Genomic DNA, 23,576 nt, shown 5'->3' on the forward strand with positions numbered 1-23,576 from the left:
GGGCCCCGGACCACGAAAAGGGCGGCCCCGGAACCATTCGGTTCCGGGGCCGCCCTTCTTGGCCGTCAGCCCGCTGTTACGCGTCCTTCGACATGTTCGGGCCGGCGCTGCCGCCCGTTGCCTGCTCGATCGGGGGGACGTCGGGCAGAGCCGACTTCTCCTCGCCGCGGAAGGTGAACTTCTTCGCCTCACCCTCGCCCTCGACGTCGACGACCACGATGTGGCCGGGACGCAGCTCGCCGAAGAGGATCTTCTCGGACAGGATGTCCTCGATCTCCCGCTGGATCGTCCGGCGCAGCGGCCGGGCGCCCATGACCGGGTCGTAACCCTTCTTCGCGAGCAGCGACTTGGCTTCCGAGCTCAGCTCGATGCCCATGTCGCGGTCCTTCAGGCGCTCGTCGACCTTGGCCAGCATGAGGTCGACGATCTGGATGATGTCTTCCTCGGTGAGCTGGTGGAAGACGACCGTGTCGTCGACACGGTTGAGGAACTCGGGGCGGAAGTGCTGCTTCAGCTCTTCGTTCACCTTGTTCTTCATGCGCTCGTAACCGGTCTTGACGTCGCCCTGAGCCGCGAAGCCCAGGTTGAAGCCCTTGGAGATGTCCCGGGTCCCGAGGTTGGTCGTCATGATGATGACCGTGTTCTTGAAGTCCACGACCCGGCCCTGGGAGTCGGTCAGGCGACCGTCTTCCAGAATCTGGAGCAGGGAATTGAAGATATCGGGGTGGGCCTTCTCGACCTCGTCGAAGAGAACGACGGAGAACGGCTTGCGGCGCACCTTCTCGGTGAGCTGTCCGCCCTCTTCGTATCCCACGTAACCGGGGGGAGAACCGAAGAGACGGGAAACCGTGTGCTTCTCACTGAACTCCGACATGTCGAGGGAGATCAGTGCGTCCTCGTCGCCGAAGAGGAATTCGGCGAGCGTCTTGGAAAGCTCGGTCTTACCGACACCGGACGGGCCGGCGAAGATGAACGAGCCACCGGGGCGCTTCGGGTCCTTCAGACCGGCTCGCGTACGGCGGATCGCCTGCGAGAGGGCCTTGATGGCGTCCTTCTGGCCGATGACGCGCTTGTGCAGCTCGTCCTCCATGCGCAGCAGGCGGGAAGACTCTTCCTCGGTGAGCTTGAAGACCGGGATGCCCGTGGCCGTGGCCAGGACCTCCGCGATCAGCTCCTCGTCCACCTCGGCGACGACGTCCATGTCGCCGGCCTTCCACTCCTTCTCGCGCTTGGTCTTGGCCGCGAGGAGCTGCTTCTCCTTGTCGCGCAGGGAAGCCGCCTTCTCGAAGTCCTGCGAGTCGATCGCGGACTCCTTGTCCCTGCGGACACCGGCGATCTTCTCGTCGAACTCACGGAGGTCCGGCGGCGCGGTCATCCGGCGGATGCGCATCCGGGAACCGGCCTCGTCGATCAGGTCGATCGCCTTGTCCGGGAGGAAGCGGTCCGAGATGTAGCGGTCGGCCAGGGTGGCCGCCGCGACCAGCGCCGAGTCCGTGATGGAGACACGGTGGTGCGCCTCGTAACGGTCGCGCAGGCCCTTGAGGATCTCGATCGTGTGGGGGAGGGAAGGCTCCGCCACCTGGATCGGCTGGAAGCGGCGCTCAAGGGCCGCGTCCTTCTCGAGGTGCTTGCGGTACTCGTCGAGCGTGGTGGCGCCGATGGTCTGGAGCTCACCACGGGCCAGCATCGGCTTCAGGATCGAAGCCGCGTCGATCGCGCCCTCGGCGGCGCCCGCACCAACCAGGGTGTGGAGCTCGTCGATGAACAGGATGATGTCGCCGCGGGTGCGGATCTCCTTGAGGACCTTCTTCAGCCGCTCCTCGAAGTCACCGCGGTAGCGGGAACCGGCGACGAGCGCGCCGAGGTCGAGCGTGTAGAGGTGCTTGTCCTTGAGGGTCTCGGGCACCTCGCCCTTGACGATGGCCTGCGCCAGGCCCTCGACGACCGCCGTCTTTCCGACGCCGGGCTCGCCGATGAGGACCGGGTTGTTCTTGGTACGACGGGACAGCACCTGCATGACCCGCTCGATCTCCTTCTCGCGCCCGATGACCGGGTCGAGCTTGGACTCGCGGGCGGCCTGCGTCAGGTTGCGGCCGAACTGGTCCAGGACGAGCGAGGTCGAGGGCGTGCCCTCGGCGGGGCCGCCGGCAGCGGCGGTCTCCTTGCCCTGGTAGCCGGAGAGCAGCTGGATGACCTGCTGCCGCACCCGGTTCAGGTCGGCGCCCAGCTTCACGAGGACCTGGGCGGCGACGCCCTCGCCCTCGCGGATCAGGCCGAGCAGGATGTGCTCCGTACCGATGTAGTTGTGGCCGAGCTGGAGGGCCTCGCGGAGCGAGAGCTCCAGGACCTTCTTGGCACGAGGGGTGAAGGGAATGTGACCGGACGGAGCCTGCTGGCCCTGACCGATGATCTCCTCCACCTGCTGGCGGACCGCCTCGAGCGAAATCCCGAGGCTCTCCAGGGCCTTAGCGGCGACACCCTCACCCTCGTGGATAAGGCCCAGGAGGATGTGCTCGGTGCCGATGTAGTTGTGGTTGAGCATCCGGGCTTCTTCCTGAGCCAGGACGACAACCCGCCGCGCGCGGTCGGTGAACCTCTCGAACATCGTTAATCGCTCCTCAGAGCGGTCGGTCAGTGAGGGGTCGGTCCCCTCCCAGTCCTTCCGCATGCTAGTCCCGTAGGACGGGACAGCTCATTCCAACTGCCGACATCCGTCCGGATCACCCCCGCCTCCGCGGGGAATCGAGCTGCCGAACAGCCGACACCTGCTCCAACCTGATGGTGGGAGACGATGTTCCCGCAGGCCAAGCAGATACCCGTTCATCCACTACGCCGATGGCGAACGTGAGACGGCCCGGCAGGCGTGTCGACCCATTCCCACTAGGAATGTCTTACCCGTAAGCACTGACACTCCATGCGGCGCGCGCCCGTTCCCTCAGCTACGGGCGAACATCCTTGCGCCGCCGAATGCCCCCGGACGCCCCCATCGCCGCAACACAGCGCAGTCGGACGAGAACGCAGCGTAACCCCGGGGCGTTTCCGGAGTTGGTCCGGACATGACGTCCACGGTTCCGTTCCCGCGCACGCCGCTGTCGCTGCCGCCCGAAGACGGTATCGCCCAGTGGTACGAAAACGAGCTCGGCTGGGCCACCGCGCCGGGCGGCGAGGGCCGGCCCGTCCGGCTGCTGACCGGCCTGCGCTTCGACGTACTGGAGCTGCCCGCGGACGCGGGTTTCGCCGTACTGCGGCGTCACGCGGGGCTCACAGGGCCTGTCGCCCTCATGGGGCGCCGGATGCGGCTGCTGGTGGCCGCGGGCAGCGCCGAGGAACTCCCCGGACTGCTCGACTGGCTGGAATGGGGCGGCGTGGCCCTCGACCTGCGCGCACTGGGCGCGGGCGGGCGGATGACCGCGCCCTCACCGCCCGGGTGGGCCGGCGCGCAGGGGGCCGCCGTATGGCTGCGGCCCCCCGAGCCGCGGCACGAGGTGGAACCGACACTTCCGGCCTTCGCCGGATTCGGGTGCCGTGGGGAAACACCCGATCTCGTACGTCTTGTGGGCACGGCGGCGACGGAATGCCACCGGGCCCGGTTGTCGCGTACGAATTCCGCTCACGCGAATGCTCAGCCGTTGGCCTTCTCGTAGGCCTCGCGGATGTCGGCCGGGACGCGGCCGCGGTCATTCACGTTGTAACCGTTCGCCTTGGCCCACTTACGGATCTCGGCGGTGTTCTGGTTGCCGCCCGTGGCAGCGGCACGCGCCTTGCCGCGACCCGAAGCCGCACGGCCACCGGTGCGCCGTCCGCTCTTGGTGTACGGGTCGAGCAGACCACGGAGCTTGTCCGCGTTCGCGGTGGTGAGGTCGATCTCGTAGGTCTTGCCATCCAGAGCGAACGTCACCGTCTCGTCCGCCTCGCCACCGTCGAGGTCATCGACAAGAAGGACCTGAACCTTCTGTGCCACCGGATTTCCTTTCATCGAAAATGCAGTACGCGGAAAGGAAACCGCTTTTCCCTGGAAAACACAAACCCCCGGTCGAGGTTCAGTACCTCAAGAAGACGGGAAACGTGCGCGTTTCGGACATAGGGCTCTGGCTGCTTCTGACGATCACAGGTGCAGAAGCATCCGGCTGTTGCCCAAGGTGTTCGGCTTCACTCGTTCGAGACCCAGGAACTCCGCTACGCCCTCGTCATAGGAACGCAGCAGCTCGCTGTAGACATCTCCGTCGACCGGCGCCTCTCCGATCTCCACGAAGCCGTGCTTCATGAAGAACTCGACTTCGAAGGTGAGGCAGAAAACCTTGCGCACACCGAGCCACCGTGCGGTCTGGAGCAGCTTGCCCAGTACTTGATGCCCCACTCCGGCGCCCTTGAACGAGGGATCGACGGCCAGAGTTCGTACTTCGGCGAGGTCTTCCCACATCACGTGCAGCGCGCCGCAGCCGATCACGGTGGCGTCCTCGTCGCGTTCGGCTACCCAGAACTCCTGGATGTCCTCGTAAAGCGTCACGTTCGCTTTGTCGAGAAGGATGCGGTTCTGCGCGTACGTGTCGACGAGACGGCGTACGGACGGCACATCACTGGTCCTCGCCCGCCGGACGGTGATGGCTTTTTGCTCTGACGGCATACGTCGACGCTATCGCCCCGGGCCCCCGGGAGTTCCGGCGCCCTGTTCGCCCTCGTTGTCCCGTGCGGCTTCCGGCGGGCCGGCGGGTTGTTCCGCGACGGGGCCGGCGCGCCCGACGACGCGCATCGCGTCTTCCAGGGCTTCACGCTGCTCCGCCGACATCATGCCGAAGAAGGCGACAAGAGCGGCCGCGGGGTTGTCACTCGTCGACCAGGCTTCGTTCATCAGTGCGGCCGAGTAGGCGGCCCGCGTGGAGACAGCCGTATATCGATAGGCGCGGCCCTCGACTTCCCTGCGGACCCAGCCCTTCTGATGGAGATTGTCCATTACGGTCATGACGGTGGTGTAGGCGATGGACCGTTCCTTCTGAAGGTCTTCCAGGACTTCCCTGACGGTGACCGGACGGTTCCACTGCCACACGCGCGTCATGACGGCGTCTTCCAGCTCTCCCAATTGGCGAGGCACAGCGCCACCATAGTAGGAGAAATCGGTAATGGCAGGTTATTTGCGCAGCGAAAAGGGCGTACGACTCGAAATGAGCCGTACGCCCTGGTGCGGCGCCCGGTGAAGAGGGGTCCGGCGGTCAGGCGTCGCCGGTCTGCGGCGTACCGGCCTGACGGGCCGAATCGGCGCGCGCGAGCGTGGCGTCCACGGCGGCGTCTTCCTTGGCCTTGTTGGAACCGCCCTGCGTCTTGACGATCGTCGTGACCAGGGCGATGAAGAACGCGGCCATCACCACGGGGGGCAGGAGCGCGGAAACGTAGTCCATGCCGTCCAGAGTAGCTACCCCGCCGCCCTGCGCTCCCGCGGGGGCACCGGGCGCTTGCGGGGCGGGAACACCTCGGAGGGCTTCGGCGTGGGGCGCATAGGACGCTCCAGGGGCTCGCGGGCGGGCTCCGGTTTCTTGGGCCTCGGCGGCTCGCCGGAGGCGGGGGTCCGGCCGCCCGCGATGGCCAGCAGCCTGGTGCGCGGGAGGGGGGCGGCGCTGCGGCCGGCCAGGCGGGCCCGTACGGACTGTTCCGCGATGGCCCGGCAGCGGTCGAGGAGCGCCGCGCCCGCCGGTGTGCCGCGCAGGCCGCGCAGCGCCACCAGGTCGTCGGGGACCGGCTGGTAGCCGGTGGCCAGGGCGTCCTGGAGGAGCCCCAGATAGCCGTTGGCGGCCGCGGGGAGCGCGTCGCGGTAGCGGGCCAGGTCGGCGAGCAGGAACGCGCGCAGCCGCTCCGCCTCGCGGACGGCCTCGTCCAGGGAGCCGGCGAGGCGCAGGCAGTCCTGGACGTCTTCGTCGGACAGAGACGCGGGATGGAGGGCGATGGCGAGGGCGCGTCGGAGCACACGCAGCTCGTCCGCGCCGAACGCCATGCCGCCACGGGATCCGTATGGCGTGGGCATGTGGTGACAATACGCACCAAACGGACAAAATCGGTTTAATTGATCTACGGCGGCGCGCCGGGCGGGACGCGTCGCGAACGGCCCCGTGGCGCGCACCGCGGCGGGTCCGTCCGTGGCCGGCCTCCCGAATCACACCCGGGCGGCACCTCCCGGATCACTTCCGGGCGGCACCTCCGGGGTCACGTCCGGGCGGGCGCCTCCGGGGTCACATCCGGGCGACGTTGCGCTCGTACACCAGGCGCAGCCCGATCAGCGTCAGCCACGGCTCGTGCTCGTCGATCTCCGAGGACTCGCCCAGCACCATCGGGGCCAGGCCGCCCGTCGCGATGACCGTCACGTCGTCCGGGTCGCCGTCCGGGCCCACGAGCTCGCGCGCCATGCGCTGCGTGACGCCGTCGACCTGGCCCGCGAAGCCGTACACGATGCCGGACTGCATGGCCTCGACGGTGTTCTTGCCGATCACGCTGCGGGGGCGGGCCAGCTCGATCTTGCGCAGCTGGGCTCCCTTGACACCGAGGGCCTCGACGGAGATCTCGATGCCCGGGGCGATGACGCCGCCCGCGTACTCACCGCGAGCCGACACGGCGTCGAACGTCGTCGCCGTACCGAAGTCGACGACGATCGCCGGACCGCCGTAGAGCTCGACGGCCGCGACCGCGTTGATGATGCGGTCCGCGCCGACCTCCTTCGGGTTGTCCATCAGGATCGGCACACCGGTCTTGATGCCCGGCTCGACCAGCACGGCGGGTACGTCGCCGTAGTACCGCCGGGTCACCTCGCGCAGCTCGTGCAGGACGGAGGGGACGGTCGAGCAGATCGCGATGCCCTCGATGCCGTCGCCCAGCTCGTCTCCGAGGAGCGGGTGCATGCCCATGAGGCCCTGGAGGAGCACGGCGAGCTCGTCAGCCGTACGGCGGGCGTCGGTGGAGATGCGCCAGTGTTCGACGATCTCCTCTCCGTCGAACAGGCCGAGGACGGTGTGGGTGTTGCCGACGTCGATGGTGAGCAGCATGGCTACTTCGCCTCGCGCAGGTCGAGACCGATGTCGAGGATCGGGGAGGAGTGGGTGAGCGCCCCGACGGCGAGGTAGTCGACGCCCGTGTCCGCGTAGGCGCGGGCGTTCGCCAGGGTGAGGCGGCCGGAGGATTCGAGGGTCGCGCGGCCGTTCACGAGAGCCACGGCCTCGGCGGTCTGCTCCGGGGTGAAGTTGTCCAGCAGGATCAGGTCCGCCCCCGCCTCCATGACCTCCGTCACCTGGGCGAGCGTGTCGACCTCGACCTCGATCGGGACCTCGGGGAACGCCTTGCGCACGAGCTCGAACGCCTCGGCCACGCCGCCCGCCGCGACCACGTGGTTGTCCTTGACGAGCGCCGCGTCCGAGAGGGACATGCGGTGGTTCACGCCGCCGCCGCAGCGGACCGCGAACTTCTCCAGGGCGCGCAGCCCCGGAGTCGTCTTGCGGGTGTCGCGGACCTTGGCGCCGGTGCCCTCCAGAACGTCGGCCCACGCGCGCGTGGCGGTCGCGATGCCCGACAGGCGGCAGAGCAGGTTGAGCGCGCTGCGCTCGCCGGTGAGGAGGTCGCGGGTGCGGGTGGTGACGCTGATCAGCTTCTGCCCGGCCTCGACGCGGTCGCCGTCCTCGACGTGCCGCTCGACCTCGAACTCGTCCGTACAGACGATGGACAGGACCGCCTCGGCGACGCGCAGACCCGCGACGGTGCCGGCCTCGCGCGCCGTGAAGTCACCGGTCGCGACGGCCTCCTCGGGGACCGTCGCCACGGTCGTGACGTCCACGCCGTGGGCGAGGTCCTCGGCGAGGGCGACGTTCGCGACGTCCTCCACCTCGACGGGGTCGAGCCCGGCCGCGACGAGGAGCTGGGCGAGGTCCGGGTCGAGGCTGCACTCGGCGGTGTCGAGTTCGTACGTCTCCTCACCGCCGCAGCCGCAGGCGTCGCCGCAGCCGCCGGAGGCGGTCGGCAGGAGCTGGGGGTTGTCGGGCGTACTCACGGTTACTGCTCCCTCTGAGCTGGTACGGGGCCGGGGTTCACGGGCGGGAATGACGCGGATTCGGTGCGGTGCACGGCGAGGGTGCGGCCGGGGGTGAGACGTACGACGAGGTGGCGGCGCCAGGCGTCGTCGTCCCGGTCCGGGTGGTCCTCGCGCCAGTGGCAGCCGCGGGTCTCCTCACGGGCGCGGGCGGCGGCGACCAGGACGCGCGAGACGAGGAGGAGGTTGGTGGCCTCCCAGGAGTCCACGCCCGGCTCGGCGTCCTTGACGTCGTGGGCGGTGTCGTCGCCGTGGGTGGCGCTCTCCTGGTCCGCCGCGTCGGCCGCACTGCGGTACAGGGCCTCCAGCGCCTGAGCGGCGTGGTCCAGGCTGGCGGCGGAACGGAGCACTCCGGCGCCCGCCGTCATGATCCGCTGGATCGTGATGCGGGTGGCCGGGTCGAGCAGCGGGCCGGGGGCCTCCGCGCTGTGCACGGCGGGGCCGGGCGAGGCGGAGTGGGCCGCGATGTCCTCGGCGATGCGTTCCGCGAAGACGAGGCCCTCCAGGAGGGAATTGGAGGCGAGCCGGTTCGCGCCGTGCACGCCCGTGCAGGCCACCTCACCGCAGGCGTAGAGCCCCGGGACCGTCGTACGGCCGTGGAGGTCCGTCCGTACGCCGCCGGACGCGTAGTGCGCCGCCGGGGCGACCGGGACGGGCTGGGTGACCGGGTCGATGCCGTGGGAGCGGCAGGCGGCCAGGATGGTGGGGAAGCGGGACTCCCACATCTCGGCGCCGAAGTGCCGGGCGTCCAGGTACATGTGCTCGGTGCCCTGCTCGCGCATCCGGCGCATGATGCCCTTGGCCACGATGTCGCGCGGGGCCAGCTCCGCCAGCTCGTGCTGCCCCAGCATGAACCGGACGCCGTCGGCGTCGACGAGGTGGGCGCCCTCGCCCCGTACGGCCTCGGAGACGAGCGGCTGCTGGCCCTCCGCGTCGGCGCCGAGGAAGAGCACCGTGGGGTGGAACTGGACGAATTCGAGGTCCGAGACCTCGGCCCCGGCGCGCAGGGCGAGCGCGACGCCGTCACCGGTCGAGACCGACGGGTTGGTGGTGGCCGAGAAGACCTGCCCCATGCCGCCGGTCGCGAGGACGACGGCCGGGGCGCGGACGGCGCCGACGCCGTCGTGCTGTCCCTCGCCCATGACGTGCAGGGTGACCCCCGCCGTACGTCCGTCGGCGTCCGTCAGCAGGTCCAGGACCAGGGCGTTCTCGATCGTACGCAGGGACGCCGACCGTACGGCTTCGACCAGCGCGCGGGAGATCTCCGCGCCCGTCGCGTCGCCGCCCGCGTGGGCGATGCGGCGGCGGTGGTGGCCGCCCTCGCGGGTGAGCTGGATGACGCCGGACTCGGGGTCGGTGTCGAAGAGCGCGCCGGTGTCGATCAGGCGGCGTACGGCGTCGGGGCCCTCGGTGACCAGGGCCCGTACGGCCTCCTCGTCGCACAGGCCGGCGCCCGCGACGAGCGTGTCGTCCAGGTGCTGCTCGGGGGTGTCCCCGTCGCCGAGGGCGGCGGCTATGCCGCCCTGGGCCCAGCGTGTGGAGCCGTCGTCGAGGCGGGCCTTGGTGACGACGACCGTACGCAGGCCCGCGGCGGTGCAGCGCAGGGCGGCGGTCAGGCCGGCGACGCCGGAGCCGACGACGACGACGTCGGCGTCGACGGTCCAGCCGGGGGCGGGGGCCTTCAGCCGTATACCGGTCCGGGTCATGCCGAAGCTCCCTGCTCGCGGACGTGCTCGTCGCCGGCGGCGCCGGTCTCGTGGACGAAGGTCAGCGGGATGTTGTCGATGAGACGTGTGGCGCCGACCCTGGCGGCCACGGCGAGGATCGCGTCGCCGCTGTAGGTGTCGGGGACCTCGGTGAAGTCGGACGGGTCGACCAGGGCGACGTAGTCGAGGGCGAGGGGCGGGTCGAAGCGGGAGGCTTCGTCCAGGACCGTGGCCGCCGCCGCGCGGACGGCCGCCGGGCCGCTCAGGCCCGCGTGCCCTGCCTGCTCGACGGCGTGCGCGTCGGCCGCGGCACGGGCCTCGCCGATGCCCGCGAGGGCGGCCACGCGCGCGGGCGTCGTCGGCGCGCCCTGGGCCACCGCACGCGCGTGCAGGGCTTCCAGCGCGATGAGACGGTCGCGGGCGGCGAACAGGGCGCGCGAGAGGGCGAGCGCGGTGCGGCGCTCGGGGGGCGCGAGGTAGCGGTTGCGGCTGGACAGGGCCAGGCCGTCGTCCTCACGGACCGTCGGTACGCCGATGATCTCGACGGGGAAGTTCAGGTCGCGCGCCATGCGGCGGATCAGGGCGAGCTGCTGCGCGTCCTTCTGCCCGAAGAACGCGACGTCGGGCTGCGTGAGGTGCAGCAGCTTCGCTACGACGGTGAGCATGCCGTCGAAGTGGCCGGGCCGGGACGCCCCTTCGAGGCGCTCGCCCATCGGACCCGCGGTGATGCGGACCTGCGGTTCGCCGCCCGGGTAGACCTCGTCGGCGGACGGGGCGAACACGGCGTTCGCACCGGCTCGTTCGGCCAGGGCGAGGTCGGCGTCCAGGGTGCGCGGGTACCGGTCCAGGTCCTCGCCCGCGCCGAACTGGAGCGGGTTGACGAACACGGTGACCACGACGAACCCCTGGGGTCCGACGTGCCGGCGCGCGGTGCGGATCAGCGTCGCGTGGCCCTCGTGCAGGGCGCCCATGGTCATGACGACGGCGGTGCGGCCGGGGGCGCCGGAGTGCTCCAGCAGGTACTGGAGGTCCGCACGCGTGGGGACCGGCCCGAAGGTGCCGCTCATCGGTCTTCTCCCGTGTCCCCGTCGGTGCCGGACCCGTCGGTGCCGGGCCTGTCGGTGCCCGGCCTGTCGGTGCGTGCTCCGTCAATGCCACAACCGTCGGCCAGTACTCCGAGAAGGTCCTCGGCCAGCTCCGGCTTGAGCAGTCCGTGCGCGAGGGCGCGGTCGGCAGTCGTACGGGCCATCGCCAGGTATCCGGCGACGGCCTGCGGGGCGTGCTCGCGCAGCTCCGCGACGTGCGCGGCGACCGTTCCCGCGTCGCCGCGCGCGACCGGGCCCGTGAGGGCGGCGTCGCCGGAGCGCAGGGCGTTGTCGAGGGCGGCGCCGAGGAGTGGTCCGAGCATCCGGTCGGGCGCCTCCACACCGGCCGTGCGCAGCAGTTCCATGGACTGGGCCACCAGGGTGACCAGGTGGTTCGCGCCGAGGGCGAGGGCCGCGTGGTAGAGCGGGCGTGACTCCTCGGCGACCCACTCGGGCTCGCCGCCCATCTCGATGACCAGCGCCTCGGCGGCGAGGCGCAGCTCCTGGGGCGCGGTGACACCGAAGGAACAGCCCGCCAGCCGCTGCACGTCGACGGACGTGCCCGTGAACGTCATGGCGGGGTGCAGGGCGAGCGGCAGCGCGCCGGCGCGCAGGGCGGGCTCCAGGACGCGGGTTCCGTACCGCCCGGAGGTGTGCACGATGAGCTGCCCCGGCCGTACCGCGCCCGTCTCGGCGAGCCCCTCGACCAGGCCCGGCAGGGCGTCGTCGGGGACCGTCAGCAGGACCAGCTCGGCGCGGGCCAGGACTTCGGCGGGGGTGACGATCGGCACGTCGGGCAGGAGCGCGGCGGCCCTGCGTACGGACGCGTCCGAGACGCCGGACACGGCGACCGGGCGATGGCCCGCGAGCCGCAGCGCGGCGGCGAGTGCGGGGCCGACCCTGCCGGCTCCGACCACGCCGACGGTGAGGCGGGCGGGGCGGTCCCTGGCGTCCAGGGGCTCATGTGCTGCGTTTGGTGCGTTCACGTTCACGCGGGGACGGCCTTCCGTTCCAGTCCGCGGGGGGTACCGGACGATTTCTCGTCATGCTACGCCAGCGATTCGCGCGGGCGCCTCGCTGTCCACAGGCTGTGGGCAGAGGCCGCACGGTACGCGATGATCGGCTGATGACAGACACCAGCGAGCAGGAGCAGCGCAGGCGCAGGCTGACGGCCTGGGGGAAGTCCGAGCGCATACTCTCGCGTGCCTCGGCGGAGTCGACGGTGGGCGGGCAGCTCGCCGCGCTGGCGGCGGACGCGGGGGCCGTGTACGAGCTTTCGGAGCCGGCGGACGTGTACGGCGACGGGGTCGTCGCCGAGCTGGAGCGGCGCGTCGCCCGGACCCTGGGAACGGAAGCCGCGGCGTTCTTCCCGACGGGGACGATGGCGCAGCAGGTCGCGCTGCGGTGCTGGGCGGGGCGTACGGGCAACGCGACGGTGGCGCTGCATCCCCTGTCGCATCCGGAGGTGCACGAGAGCGGCGCGTTCTCGGTGGTGAGCGGTCTGCGCACCGTCCATCCGACGCACGCGGCGAGGCTACCGACGGCGGACGAAGTCCGGGATTTCGACGAGCCGTTCGGCACCCTGATGCTGGAACTGCCGCTGCGGGACGCCGGTTTCGTCCTGCCGTCGTGGGAGGAGCTGACAGCGGTCGTGGAATCCGCGCGTGAACGTGATGCGGTGGTGCACTTCGACGGCGCGCGACTGTGGGAGTGCGCCTCGCACTTCGGCCGTACGCTCCCCGAGATCGCCGAGCTGGCGGACAGCGTGTACGTGTCCTTCTACAAGTCGCTGGACGCGATGTCGGGGGCGGCGCTGGCGGGTCCGGCGTCCCTGATCGCGGAGGCGCGGACCTGGCGGCACCGGTACGGCGGCCAGGTCTTCCAGCAGTTCCCCGCCGCGCTCTCCGCCATGCTGGGCCTGGAGCGGGAACTGCCACGACTGCCGGAGTACGTCGCTCACGCGAAGGAAGTGGCGGCGGCGATGGCGGACGGTTTCCGCGCCGCCGGGGTGCCGTGGTTCCGGGTGCATCCGGCGCCGCCGCACACGCACCAGTTCCAGGTGTGGCTGCCGTATCCGGCGGAGCTGCTGACGGAGGCGGCGGTGTGCCAGGCGGAGCAGACGGGCGTCACGCTCTTCCGCCGCTGGTTCTCGGACACGCCGCCGGGGCTGGCGGTCACCGAGGTGACGGTGTCCTCGGCCGGTCTGGCCTGGACGGCGGACGAGGTACGGGCGGCCGTGGCGGACTTCGTGGGACGGCTGCGGGCGTAGAGGGCCGGGGCGCGGGCGGCGCGGGCGGCCGGGGCTCCGCCCGGTCGGCCTGGGCTGAGGCCGCCCCCCTGGGCGGTGTCCGGTCAGCCTGGGCCGAGCCCGGTCAGCCTGGGCCGAGCCCGGCAGGCTTGGGCTGTGTCCGGCCGGCCTGGGCTGCGTCCGGCCGGCCTGGGCTACGTCCGGTCACCCGCGCGTCGGCCGCACGTACCGAATGCCGGCGACCCGCCCGTACGCCTAGCCGCGGGCACCTGATCCAGTGCCTGCCACGGGGCGGGCGCAGCCGGGCGGTGGGCCGGGGCTTCGCTTCGCGGAGGAGGCGAAGAGGCCGGCCAGGACGGCTCGCAGGCGCCGGGTCCGGACCGGCCGCCCGGCGACGGCCGCACGCGAGCGCTGGTGGTCGCGTACCTCCCGGAACACCTGCCAGTCGTGGATTCCCGGTGCGGGCGGCGCGAGTTCGCCGAGCCGGGCGGCGCGGTAGACGTCGAGCATGTGCTGCTGATTGGCGGTCATGTCGCCCACTCTGCGCACCCCGCACCTCGGGACGCGCTTCGTTTGACGAGCCCCGTCAATCGGCGGCCGGGCTGTCAGTGGCGCCGGGCACGATGGACCCATGAGCGTGTCCATCGACATCACCGGCCTGCCGCCCGAGCGCATCGTCTTCGAGACCTCTCCCCTGGCGGAGCTCGGCATGGCCCTGCACGCCCTCGCCGAGCCCGGCCACCACCCGGGGCTGCACGGCTGGGCGACGGCGGCCGCCGCCTCGCTGAAGCCGGACCTCGCCGACCGGATGAGCGAGGCGGACTTCCTGTGGCGCAGCACGTTCTCGGACGTCTTCATGCCGTTCGCCGGCGTGCACGGCGGCGACGGCAGGACGGGCGCGACGCTCGCCGAGGACCTGGACGCGCTGGACAGGCTGGACGACGAGCGATTCGTCTCCGCCGCCCTGGAGTTCACCTGCTCCAGCATGTACGGCACCCGCAGCCCGTCCCCGCTCGTCGACTCGGCGATGCGCGAGCGCGCGCTGGACCTCGCCGCCGCGCGCGGGCCGAAGCAGACGGACTTCGCCCGCCGTCTGCTGACCGACCCGGCGTCCGTGCGGGCCTGGCTGCGGCGCTTGTTCGAAGACTGCGACCAGGCGTTCTTCGCGGACACGTGGCGCCGTATACGGGTCCAGCTGGCCGCCGACGCGCGGCACAACGGCGAGGTGCTGCGCCGCAAGGGGCTCGCGGAGGCACTGCACGCGGTCTCCCCCGCCCTGGCCCTGAAGGAGAGCGACGGCGCGGGCGGGGGCCGGGTCCGTATCCACGCCGACAAGCTGGCCGAAGGCCGCACCAGCGCCGTGGAACCGGACGTCGGCGCCGGGCTCACCTTCGTCCCGTCGAGTTTCGGGTGGCCGCATCTGTCGGTGCTGCACGCCCCGGGCTGGCGGCCGGTGATCCACTACCCGGTCGGCGCCCCGGAACTGCCGGGCCCGGCGTCGGTCGAGCTGCTGAAGCTGCGGATGGAAGCGCTGGCCCACCCCATGCGCATGCGGATGTGCCGCAATCTGGCCCGCTCCCCGTACACAACGGGCGAGCTGGCCGAGTCGCACGGCATCACCGCGCCGGAGGTCTCACGGCACCTGACCGTCCTGCGCAAGGCCGGCCTGCTGACCACCCAGCGCCGCGGCCGCTACGTCCTGCACAGCCTGGACCTTCAGGTGGTGGCCCGGCTGGGCAGCGACTTCCTGGAGGGCGTGCTGCGCTAGCCGGTCACTTGTCGATGTCGCCGACGACGAAGAACAGCGACCCGAGGATCGCCACCATGTCGGCGACGAGCGTTCCCGGGAGCAGTTCCACCAGCGCCTGGATGTTGTTGAAGGACGCCGAACGCAGCTTCAGGCGGTACGGCGTCTTCTCGCCCTTCGAGACGAGGTAGTAGCCGTTGATGCCCAGCGGGTTCTCGGTCCAGGCGTAGGTGTGGCCCTCCGGGGCCTTCAGCACCTTCGGCAGCCGCTGGTTGATCGGGCCTGGCGCGAGGTCGGCCATCCGCTCCAGGCAGGCGTCCGCGAGGTCCAGCGCGTTGTGCGTCTGGTCGAGCAGGATCTCGAAGCGGGCGAGGCAGTCGCCCTCGGCCCTGGTGGCGACCTTGAGGGTGTCCTGGAGTTCGCCGTACGCGAGGTACGGCTCGTCGCGCCGCAGGTCGAAGTCGACCCCGGAGGCGCGGGCGATGGGGCCGCTCACCCCGTACGCGTGCACGGCCTCGCGGGACAGGATGCCGACGCCGCGCGTGCGGCCGCGGAAGATCTCGTTGCCGGTGACCAGGTCGTCGTACACGTCCATCCGGGACCGTACGTCGGCGACGGCCTCGCGTGCGCGGCCGAGCCAGCCGGCGGGGAGGTCCTCCTTGAGGCCGCCGACCCGGTTGAACATGTAGTGCATGCGGCCGCCGGAGACCTCCTCCATGACGGCCTGGAGCTCCTCGCGCTCGCGGAACGCGTAGAAGACGGGGGTGATTCCGCCCAGTTCGAGCGGGTACGAACCGAGGAACATGAGGTGGTTCAGGACGCGGTTCAGCTCGGCGAGGAGCGTACGGGTCCAGACGGCGCGCTCGGGGACCTCCATGCCGAGCATGCGCTCGACGGCCATGACGACGCCCAGCTCGTTGGAGAACGCGGACAGCCAGTCGTGGCGGTTCGCGAGCATCACGATCTGGCGGTAGTCGCGGGCCTCGAAGAGCTTCTCGGCGCCGCGGTGCATGTAGCCGATGACCGGCTCCGCGTGCTGGATGCGTTCGCCGTCGAGCACGAGCCTGAGGCGGAGGACGCCGTGCGTGGAGGGATGCTGGGGGCCGATGTTGAGCACCATGTCGGTGCTCTCCGCCGCGCCGCCGATGCCGACCGTGGTCTCCGTCATGCGGCCAGTATCCCCCCGCCGGGATCGCCGCCGGTGAGCGGGTGCGGGGCTTCGTGTGGGGGCGGGGGCTTCGGGGCGGGACTGCGGGGTCGGTGCCGCGTCGGGGCGTCTCCTCGGGTGCCGAACCTTCGGGCAGCGCTGCGGTGTGTGCAGGGTGCTTGCGTTCGACACCCTGCGGGGAGCGCCCCGACACGGCCCCTCCCGGCACCGCCGAATGCGTCGCGGGGGCTCCGGGCGGGGGACTCGGGGTCGGTGCCGCGCCGGGGCGTCTCCTCGGGTGCCGAACCTTCGGGCAGCGCTGCGGTGTGTACGGGCCCGTTGCGTTCGGCGCCCTGCGGGGAGCGCCCCGACACGGCCCCTCCCGGCACCGCCGAATGCGTCGCGGGGGCTCCGGGCGGGGGGCTTCGGGGTCGGTGCCGCGCCGGGGCGTCTCCTCGGGTGCCGAACCTTCGGGCAGCGCTGCGGTGTGTACGGGCCCGTTGCGTTCGACACCCTGCGGGGAGCGCCCCGGCACGGCCCCTGCCGGCACTCCGGGAGGTGCGGGGAGGCTTCAGGCGGGCAGTGGGACGGGTTGTCTCAGCCAGGTGAAGTCGCCGAGGCCGCCGCGGGCCGTCAGTTCCGCCGCCTCGCCCGCTCCGGAGAGGGCCCGTACGTACGCGGCCGGGTCCTTCGTCGCCAGGGCCAGCGGCGGGCGGGCCGCGGTCACGCCCAGGCGGTGCAGTGCCTCGCGCTGCGACAGCAGCTCCGCGCCCGGCAGCGCGCACGCGTCCAGGGCGACGTGGGAGGTGATGTCACAGGTGCCGTCGGGGACCGGGCGTACCTCCCGGCCCGCCCGGAAGCCGGTCAGCGTGCCGAACGGGGGGCGCGCCGTCCGCTCGTGGGCGTAGTCCACCGCGACCGCCAGGCCCGCGTCGAGCGTCGCGACGGCCGCGGCCCACGCCGCGTCGCGCGGGCGGCCGATCTCGGCCCGCAACCCGGGCCCGGCGTCCGGCGGCAGCGGCCACCAGCGCGCGAGCCAGTCCGCGTCCGGCCCGGTCACCGGGTCGCCCAGGCGCTCCTCGCCGTCCCGGGGGCGGACGAGGACGTAGCGGGCGACACCCGCCGCGTCGGTCTCGGCGACGTCCACCGGGACGTTGTCCAGCCACTCGTTCGCGAACAGCAGCCCGGTGACGCCCGGCGGCGGCTCCGTGAGCCACTCGATGCGGTGATCCAGTCCGGCCGGCCGGGGCGCGCGCTCAACGCCGTACGCCCGCACGCGCGCCGACAGCTCCGGAGCCAGCGCCGCGAGTACGGCCGCCAGCAGCTCGCCCAGCCCCGCGCCCACGTCGACCAGCGCCAGCTCCCGCGGCTGCTCCAGCGACGCGTCGACCTCCGCGAGCAGCCGCGCGACCGCCCCGGCGTAGAGCGCGGACGCGTGCACCGATGTACGGAAATGACCGGACGGGCCCGGTCCGCCGGGGCGTACGTAGAAACCCCCCGGACCGTACAGCGCCTGCTGAGCCGCTTCCCGCCACCCGTCCCACTCATCCGTCACGGCATCAAGTCTCCACCTTGGGGAGTAGGCTCCGGCCCACCGGATCGCTCCTCCGGTTGACCCCTGCACCTATTTGATTTCCCTACGCTGGGTTACGTGCAACGCCTCTACGATTTCATCCGCAGGCACCCGACGAGTGTCGACAGCTTCTGGGCTGTGATGCTCTTCGGGTTCTCCCTGCTGTGGGCCGTGCAGGCGTCCATGGGAACGGAACCGCGCATCGCGGCCTTCCCGATCATCACGCTCCTGTGCCTGGTGGTGGCCCTGCGCCGTCGCGCACCGCAGAAGATGCTGTTGCTGGCGATCCTGATGGGGGTCGCGCAACTGGTGTGCAACGTGGAGGTCAATCCGGCCGACTGGGCCATGCTCGTCATCATCTACACCGTCGCCGCCAGCGACGGACCGCGCTGGGTCTCACGGGTCGCGCTCGTCGGCGGCCTCGCCGCGGCACCGATCGCGCAGTTGCGCTGGCCCTCCCCACAGGGCGACAACACGGTCCTGGCCTCGGTCTTCTTCACGATCGTCATGGCCCTGCCGTTCGCGCTGGCGTGGGTTCTGGGCGACTCGATGCGCACCCGGCGCGCCTACTTCGCCGAGCTGGAGGAGCGCGCCGCGCGGCTGGAGAAGGAGCGCGAGGCGCAGTCGAAGGTGGCCGTCGCCGCGGAGCGGGCCCGTATCGCCCGTGAACTGCACGACGTCGTCGCGCACAACGTCTCCGTGATGGTGGTGCAGGCGGACGGCGCGGCGTATGTCATGGACGCCTCGCCAGCGCAGGCCAGGCAGGCGCTGGAGACCATCTCGACGACCGGCCGTCAGGCGCTCGCCGAGATGCGGCGGCTGCTGGGCGTACTGCGGACCGGCGAGCACCAGGAGAGCGGCGAGTACGTGCCGCAGCCCGACGTCCAGCAGATCGAGGACCTCGTCGAGCACGTCCGCACGGCGGGGCTCACCGTCGACTTCAAGGTCGAGGGCACACCGCGGCCGCTGCCGAGCGGGGTGGAGCTCACGGCGTACCGCATCGTGCAGGAAGCCCTCACCAACACGCGCAAGCACGGCGGGCCGGACGTGGGCGCCAGCGTCCGGCTCGTGTACTTCGACGACGGGCTCGGCCTGCTCGTCGAGGACGACGGCCGGGGCGCGGCGCACGAGCTGTACGAGGACGGCGGCGCGGACGGGCAGGGCCACGGCCTGATCGGCATGCGCGAGCGGGTCGGTATGGTCGGCGGCACGCTCGACGCGGGGCCGCGCCCCGGCGGCGGCTTCCGCATCAGCGCGCTGCTGCCGCTCAAACCGGCCCACTGAGGGCCCTTCCCCCCTGTCCGACTACGCCGACGCCGACGAAAGGCCACCCCACCCCATGTCCATCCGCGTGATGCTCGTAGACGACCAGGTACTGCTGCGCACCGGCTTCCGGATGGTCCTGGCCGCCCAGCCCGACATGGAGGTGGTGGCGGAGGCCGGCGACGGTGCGGAGGCCATCGAGGTCCTGCGCTCCACGGCGGTCGACGTCGTGCTGATGGACGTACGGATGCCGAGGCTGGACGGGGTCGAGGCCACCCGGCGCATCTGCGCGGAGCCCGACGCGCCGAAGGTGCTCATCCTGACCACGTTCGACCTGGACGAGTACGCCTTCTCCGGGCTGAAGGCGGGAGCCAGTGGCTTCATGCTGAAGGACGTCCCGCCGGGCGAACTGCTGGCCGCCATCCGGTCGGTGCACAGTGGCGACGCGGTCGTCGCGCCTTCGACGACGCGGCGGCTGCTGGACCGCTTCTCGCCGATGCTGCCGAGTACGGGCAAGGAGACGCGGGCCGTCGACAGCGCGCTGGCGCGGCTGACCGAGCGGGAGCGCGAGGTGATGCTGCTCGTGGCACAGGGGCTGTCGAACGGGGAGATCGCGGCGCGGCTCGTGCTGTCGGAGGCCACGGTCAAGACGCATGTCGGGCGCATCCTGACCAAGCTCGGCCTGCGCGACCGGGTCCAGGTGGTGGTGCTGGCGTACGAGTCGGGGCTGGTCCGGGCGGGCGGCGGGCCGGCCGCGGGCTAGGTGTATTGCCCCGGGAGGTTGTGTACGGGTGATGCAGCTCTAGGCTGAGGGATCTTGAACGAGTAAGGGCCTTCCGGGTTCGGTGTGGATTGCGACATCTCCACCGAACGACGAAAGGCCCTCATGCCCCACCGTAATGCACCCCTGACCGAGACCGGACGACTGCGGCTCGCCCGCTGCGTGGTCGAGGACGGATGGCCCCTGCGCCGGGCCGCCGAACGCTTCCAGGTCTCGACAACCACCGCCCAGCGGTGGGCCGGCCGCTACCGAGTTCTGGGCGAGGCCGGGATGGCGGACCTTTCCTCCCGCCCGCATCACAGCCCCCGGCGAACCCCGACCCGCACCGAACGCCGGATCATCAAGGTGCGCCTCCTGCGTCGCTGGGGACCGGCCCGGATCGCTCACCTGCTCGGCCTGGTCCCCTCGACCGTGCACCGTGTCCTGACCCGCTTCAAACTGGCCCGCCTGACCCACCTGGACCGGGCCACCGGCCGGGCAGTGCGCCGCTACGAACGCTCCACACCAGGCGAGTTGGTACACGTGGACATCAAGAAACTCGGCAACATCCCCGATGGCGGAGGCCACAAGGCGCTCGGCCGCCAGGCCGGCCGCAAGACACGGTCCGGCGCCGGCTACAGCTACATCCACACCGCCGTAGACGACCACTCCCGCCTCGCCTACAGCGAGATCCACGACGACGAGAAGAAGGAAACCGCGACCGCCTTCTGGACCCGGGCGAACGCGTTCTTCACCACCGCCGGGATCACCGTCGAGCGCGTCCTGACCGACAACGGCTCCTGCTACCGCTCACGCGACTGGCACGATGCCCTGGCGGCGGCCGGGATCGCCCACAAGCGAACCCGGCCCTACCGGCCGCAGACCAACGGCAAGGTCGAACGCCTCAACCGCACCCTGCTCGACGAATGGGCCTACGCCCGCCCCTACCGATCAGAACAAGAACGACGCGACGCCTTCCCACACTGGCTCCACACCTACAATCACCACCGCGGACACACCGCGCTCGCAGGCAAACCACCCGCCAGCCGCGTCCCCAACCTCACAGGGCAATACAGCTAGGGCGCCCCTGCCGGGCGGAGCCTGTTCCCCGCCGGACGGGCCTGACTCCCCTCCGGACGGGCCGGACCTGCTCGCGCCGGACGGGCCTGCCCGCGCCGGACTGGCCCTTCCGCGCGTGTTACGAGATCGCGCTGCGCAGGACCGCCACGTCGAGCTGTTCCGTTTCGTCGTGAGCCGTCAGGTCGATGACCTGGCCGACCGCCTGTCCCTCCGCCGTCCGGTGCGCGTCGGCCAGCGCCTCCTCGCCCACCACGTCCGCGAGATCCTCGTGCTGGACGGCTTCGATCGCCGCGGCGGCCGACTTCTGGGTGCCGAAGAAGTCGAAGCCTCCCTGAATGCGCGAGGCGCGGCGGCGCTCGTCGGCGTACGGCACGACCGAGGAGGCGGCCGCGACACGGCGCGGGACAACGGCGGACGACGGGCGGGCATGGTCCGGGGAGGACACTGCGTCGCTACCGGCGGCCGCCTCGTGCTTCCCCTCCGGCTCCCCCACCCCACGGCCCCGCGCTTCGCGCGACCTGCGGGATTCCTGCTCCGCCGCGTTGCGCGACAGGTTGTCCAGGGCCATGGCCGCACGCAGATACGCGGACGGCGTCGGCGTACTGCTCACCGCGGGCAGCGCCTTGGCGGGCGCCGCCGCCTCGATGGCCAGCAGCCGGCGGCCTTCCAGCGCGCTGGCCCGCTCGGTCTCCGCGGTCGCGTAGCGCCGCAGCAGCGCGGCGTGCTCGCCGCGCAGGGCGGCCAGTTCGACCCGCTTGGCGCGCAGCTTCGCGTCCAGCTTGGCGCGCAGCTCGCGCGACTCCTCGACGTCCGCCTCGAGGTCGGCTATGCGCTCCTCGGTCTTCCACTCGTCGCTCGCGCGCGCCCGCGTCAGCTCGGCCACCCGCCGGCCCGCCGCACGGTCCCAGCCGCGCATGAGGACCGCGCCGGTGACCGCGGCGGCCGCGGCCGCCGCGACCAGGACGCGCAGCACCACCGGTTCCGCGAACAGCCAGGAACCGGCGGCGCAGAGTATCGCCGCGCCGGCGACCGCGGATGGCGGAAGGATCCTGTGCAGGGGTGGGGAATGGCGGTGGCGTCCACGTGGCATGGCCTGAAATTTACCGTGCGTAGACGGCGGATGGGGCCCCGCCCGGCAATCTGTTCCCGGGCGGTTACCCAATTCCTTACTCCGCCTACTTCTTGAGCAGACCCTTCGACTCCAGATACTCCTTCGCGGCATCGGCGGGCTTCACCCTGTCGGCGTCGATCTTGCGGTTCAGCTCCACCAGATCCCCGGTCGTCAGCACCTTGGTGAGCTTGCCGAGAGCGGCCGCTATCTCAGGCGATCCGGCGTCCTTCGCATTGACCACCGGCAGTACGTTGTCGGCGTTCTGGAGCTTCTTGTCGTCCTCCAGGAGCACGAGTCCGAAACCCTCCAGCGTCGCGTCGGTCGTGGTGGTCAGCACCAGCTGATCCGCCCCGTCCTTGACCGCCTGCTTGGCCTGCGGGGTGCCCACGCCCTTGGGGTCGACGCCGGTGACGTCGATCCCGTACTCCTTCTTCAGACCGGGTGCGCAGAAGGGCCGGATCTCGCACTCGTCGCCGGCCGCGATCTTCACCTTGAGCTTGGACTTACCAAGATCGGAAAGGGTCTTGAGGTTGTTCTTCTCCGCGTATTCCCTGCTCACCGCGAAGGCGTTCTGGTCGACGGCCCCGCCGGCCGGCAGCGCCTTCAGTCCGCGCGGCTGCGCGAGCTTCTCCAGGGCTTCGAAGGTGGCGGTCACATCACTGGAGGCGACCGGATTCTTCTCCGGCGCCTTGGGCCCGTTGGCCTTCGCGTTGAGGAATTCGGCAAGCGTAGCGGCGTATTCCGGTACGACGTCGATCTCGCCCTTCTCCAGGGCGGGTTCGTACAGTTCGCGGTTCTCCACGGTCTTGATCGAGGTGCCGTATCCGGCCTCGGAGAGGACCTGTGCGTACAGCTCGGCCAGCACCTTGGACTCGGTGAAGCCGGCCGAACCGACCACCAGCGAGCCCTTCTTTCCGGCCTCACCGGCCTCGGTCGAGCCGCCGTCCTTGCCCTTCTCCAGGCTTTCGCCGCCGCATGCCGCCAGCCCGCCGGTCAGCGCGATCACGGCCACTACCGCACCCGCTGTGCGCGAGGTCCTGCTCATGAGGTTCACCATCCAAGTGGAAGAAGAGAGGAAAGGAAGAGGAAGAGAAGGGGGAGACACCGTCAGGCCGCCCGCCGCACCGCTTCGCGCCCGCGCATCGGAGCGAGCAGCCGGTCCACCGCCACCAGTACGCCCTCCACCAGCAGCGCGAGGACGGCGACGAGCAGCGCGCCCGCCACCACCTGCGGCGTGTTGTACGTGTTGAAGCCGGCCGTGATGATCCGGCCCAGCCCGCCCTCGCCCGCCATGGCGGCGAGCGTGGCCGTGGCGACCACCTGGACGGCCGCCGACCTCAGGCCGGTCATCACCAGCGGGTACGCGAGGGGCAGTTCGACCCGGAGGAACACCTGCCGCCCCGACATGCCCATCCCCCGCGCGGCCTCCACCACCGCCCGGTCCACCTCCCGCATGCCGATGTACGCGTTGGTCAGCAGCGGCGGTACGGCGAACAGCACCAGCGCGATGATCGTCGGCAGGTCACCCAGCCTGCCCAGGGGTGTGAGGGTCAGCAGGATCAGCACGGCGAGGGTGGGGATCGCCCGCCCCACGTTCGAGAGATTGACGGCGAGCGCGCCGCCCCGGCCCAGGTGCCCGAGCCAGAGCGCCACGGGCAGCGCGATCAGGCAGGACAGCAGCAGGCACACACCGCTGAAGTACAGGTGCTCGGCGAGCCGGTTCCAGACGCCGCTCTCACCCTGCCAGTTGGCGCCGGTCGCCAGCCACGTGAAGGCGTCCCCGATGGCTCCCATGGA

23 protein-coding genes are annotated in these 23,576 nt (G+C 71.3%); 6 read left to right on the forward strand and 17 right to left on the reverse strand.

Annotation, left to right across the window (positions count from 1 at the left end):
* Nucleotides 1-76 precede the first annotated feature (76 nt).
* Nucleotides 77-2,605, reverse strand: coding sequence for an ATP-dependent Clp protease ATP-binding subunit (locus AS594_RS15650; protein ID WP_069927620.1), 2,529 nt, complete (start codon nt 2,603-2,605; stop codon nt 77-79).
* A gap of 451 nt (nt 2,606-3,056) precedes the next feature.
* On the opposite strand from AS594_RS15650, the gene AS594_RS15655 reads away from it, so the two are divergent.
* The gene (locus AS594_RS15655) at nt 3,057-3,644 is read left to right on the forward strand and encodes an SCO3374 family protein (RefSeq protein WP_069932828.1); all 588 of its coding nucleotides are present in this window, start codon (nt 3,057-3,059) and stop codon (nt 3,642-3,644) included.
* Here AS594_RS15655 and AS594_RS15660 read toward each other — a convergent pair.
* The 10 genes from AS594_RS15660 to AS594_RS15705 all read right to left on the reverse strand — a co-directional run bounded on the left by AS594_RS15660 (nt 3,623) and on the right by AS594_RS15705 (nt 11,836).
* The gene (locus AS594_RS15660) at nt 3,623-3,961 is read right to left on the reverse strand and encodes a histone-like nucleoid-structuring protein Lsr2 (protein ID WP_069932827.1); all 339 of its coding nucleotides are present in this window, start codon (nt 3,959-3,961) and stop codon (nt 3,623-3,625) included. The genes AS594_RS15655 and AS594_RS15660 overlap by 22 nt on opposite strands.
* 144 nt (nt 3,962-4,105) lie before the next feature.
* Nucleotides 4,106-4,624 carry an amino-acid N-acetyltransferase gene (locus AS594_RS15665; protein WP_069927623.1) on the reverse strand — a complete coding sequence of 173 codons (519 nt, stop codon included), beginning with the start codon at nt 4,622-4,624 and terminating at the stop codon, nt 4,106-4,108.
* A 9-nt stretch (nt 4,625-4,633) separates the two neighbouring features.
* Nucleotides 4,634-5,089 carry a BlaI/MecI/CopY family transcriptional regulator gene (locus AS594_RS15670; RefSeq protein WP_069932826.1) on the reverse strand — a complete coding sequence of 152 codons (456 nt, stop codon included), beginning with the start codon at nt 5,087-5,089 and terminating at the stop codon, nt 4,634-4,636.
* A 118-nt stretch (nt 5,090-5,207) separates the two neighbouring features.
* Nucleotides 5,208-5,393 (reverse strand): hypothetical protein, encoded by a 186-nt coding sequence (locus tag AS594_RS15675; RefSeq protein WP_069932825.1) that lies wholly within the window; start codon nt 5,391-5,393, stop codon nt 5,208-5,210.
* 14 nt (nt 5,394-5,407) lie between these two features.
* Nucleotides 5,408-5,983 carry a hypothetical protein gene (locus AS594_RS15680; protein ID WP_069927626.1) on the reverse strand — a complete coding sequence of 192 codons (576 nt, stop codon included), beginning with the start codon at nt 5,981-5,983 and terminating at the stop codon, nt 5,408-5,410.
* A gap of 235 nt (nt 5,984-6,218) precedes the next feature.
* Nucleotides 6,219-7,025 (reverse strand): type III pantothenate kinase, encoded by an 807-nt coding sequence (locus tag AS594_RS15685; RefSeq protein ID WP_069927627.1) that lies wholly within the window; start codon nt 7,023-7,025, stop codon nt 6,219-6,221.
* A 2-nt stretch (nt 7,026-7,027) separates the two neighbouring features.
* Nucleotides 7,028-8,020, reverse strand: a complete 993-nt coding sequence (gene nadC / locus AS594_RS15690) for a carboxylating nicotinate-nucleotide diphosphorylase (RefSeq protein WP_069932824.1) — start codon at nt 8,018-8,020, stop codon at nt 7,028-7,030.
* Nucleotides 8,021-8,022: 2 nt separating this feature from the next.
* Nucleotides 8,023-9,765, reverse strand: coding sequence for an L-aspartate oxidase (locus AS594_RS15695; RefSeq protein WP_069932823.1), 1,743 nt, complete (start codon nt 9,763-9,765; stop codon nt 8,023-8,025).
* Nucleotides 9,762-10,832 (reverse strand): pantoate--beta-alanine ligase, encoded by a 1,071-nt coding sequence (panC, locus tag AS594_RS15700; RefSeq protein WP_069932822.1) that lies wholly within the window; start codon nt 10,830-10,832, stop codon nt 9,762-9,764. The genes AS594_RS15695 and panC overlap by 4 nt, the downstream gene beginning before the upstream one ends.
* The gene (locus AS594_RS15705; RefSeq protein WP_069933904.1) at nt 10,829-11,836 is read right to left on the reverse strand and encodes a Rossmann-like and DUF2520 domain-containing protein; all 1,008 of its coding nucleotides are present in this window, start codon (nt 11,834-11,836) and stop codon (nt 10,829-10,831) included. Before AS594_RS15705 ends, panC begins: the two co-directional genes overlap by 4 nt.
* Nucleotides 11,837-11,976: 140 nt before the next feature.
* On the opposite strand from AS594_RS15705, the gene AS594_RS15710 reads away from it, so the two are divergent.
* Nucleotides 11,977-13,119, forward strand: coding sequence for a threonine aldolase family protein (locus tag AS594_RS15710; RefSeq protein ID WP_069932821.1), 1,143 nt, complete (start codon nt 11,977-11,979; stop codon nt 13,117-13,119).
* Between the two features lie 234 nt (nt 13,120-13,353).
* On the opposite strand, the gene AS594_RS15715 is transcribed toward AS594_RS15710, so the two are convergent.
* Nucleotides 13,354-13,629, reverse strand: a complete 276-nt coding sequence (locus AS594_RS15715) for a hypothetical protein (RefSeq protein WP_069933903.1) — start codon at nt 13,627-13,629, stop codon at nt 13,354-13,356.
* Between the two features lie 106 nt (nt 13,630-13,735).
* On the opposite strand from AS594_RS15715, the gene AS594_RS15720 reads away from it, so the two are divergent.
* Nucleotides 13,736-14,866 (forward strand): DUF5937 family protein, encoded by a 1,131-nt coding sequence (locus tag AS594_RS15720; protein ID WP_069930537.1) that lies wholly within the window; start codon nt 13,736-13,738, stop codon nt 14,864-14,866.
* A gap of 4 nt (nt 14,867-14,870) precedes the next feature.
* Here AS594_RS15720 and AS594_RS15725 read toward each other — a convergent pair whose 3' ends face one another.
* Both AS594_RS15725 and AS594_RS15730 read right to left on the reverse strand, forming a co-directional pair.
* Entirely contained in the window at nt 14,871-16,013 is a 1,143-nt protein-coding gene (locus tag AS594_RS15725; protein WP_069932820.1) for an NADH-quinone oxidoreductase subunit D, read from the reverse strand.
* A gap of 550 nt (nt 16,014-16,563) precedes the next feature.
* On the reverse strand, nt 16,564-17,547 hold the full coding sequence (locus tag AS594_RS15730) for an SAM-dependent methyltransferase (protein ID WP_069932819.1): 984 nt from the start codon (nt 17,545-17,547) through the stop codon (nt 16,564-16,566).
* Nucleotides 17,548-17,643: 96 nt separating this feature from the next.
* Here AS594_RS15730 and AS594_RS15735 point away from each other — a divergent pair, with 96 nt between their 5' ends.
* The 3 genes from AS594_RS15735 to AS594_RS15745 all read left to right on the forward strand — a co-directional run bounded on the left by AS594_RS15735 (nt 17,644) and on the right by AS594_RS15745 (nt 20,668).
* Entirely contained in the window at nt 17,644-18,849 is a 1,206-nt protein-coding gene (locus AS594_RS15735) for a sensor histidine kinase (protein WP_069927634.1), read from the forward strand.
* A 55-nt stretch (nt 18,850-18,904) separates the two neighbouring features.
* Entirely contained in the window at nt 18,905-19,591 is a 687-nt protein-coding gene (locus AS594_RS15740; protein WP_069927635.1) for a response regulator, read from the forward strand.
* A gap of 123 nt (nt 19,592-19,714) precedes the next feature.
* Nucleotides 19,715-20,668 (forward strand): IS481 family transposase, encoded by a 954-nt coding sequence (locus AS594_RS15745; RefSeq protein ID WP_069932818.1) that lies wholly within the window; start codon nt 19,715-19,717, stop codon nt 20,666-20,668.
* A 118-nt stretch (nt 20,669-20,786) separates the two neighbouring features.
* On the opposite strand, the gene AS594_RS15750 is transcribed toward AS594_RS15745, so the two are convergent.
* The 3 genes from AS594_RS15750 to AS594_RS15760 form a co-directional block, all read right to left on the reverse strand.
* Complete coding sequence (locus AS594_RS15750; RefSeq protein WP_079148189.1) at nt 20,787-21,758, reverse strand: hypothetical protein; 972 nt, start codon at nt 21,756-21,758, stop codon at nt 20,787-20,789.
* An 85-nt stretch (nt 21,759-21,843) separates the two neighbouring features.
* Nucleotides 21,844-22,824 carry an ABC transporter substrate-binding protein gene (locus AS594_RS15755; protein ID WP_069932816.1) on the reverse strand — a complete coding sequence of 327 codons (981 nt, stop codon included), beginning with the start codon at nt 22,822-22,824 and terminating at the stop codon, nt 21,844-21,846.
* A 62-nt stretch (nt 22,825-22,886) separates the two neighbouring features.
* On the reverse strand, nt 22,887-23,573 hold the full coding sequence (locus AS594_RS15760; protein ID WP_069927638.1) for an ABC transporter permease: 687 nt from the start codon (nt 23,571-23,573) through the stop codon (nt 22,887-22,889).
* Nucleotides 23,574-23,576 lie beyond the last annotated feature (3 nt).

This window comes from Streptomyces agglomeratus, from assembly GCF_001746415.1.
In the GTDB taxonomy this organism is placed as follows: domain Bacteria; phylum Actinomycetota; class Actinomycetes; order Streptomycetales; family Streptomycetaceae; genus Streptomyces; species Streptomyces agglomeratus.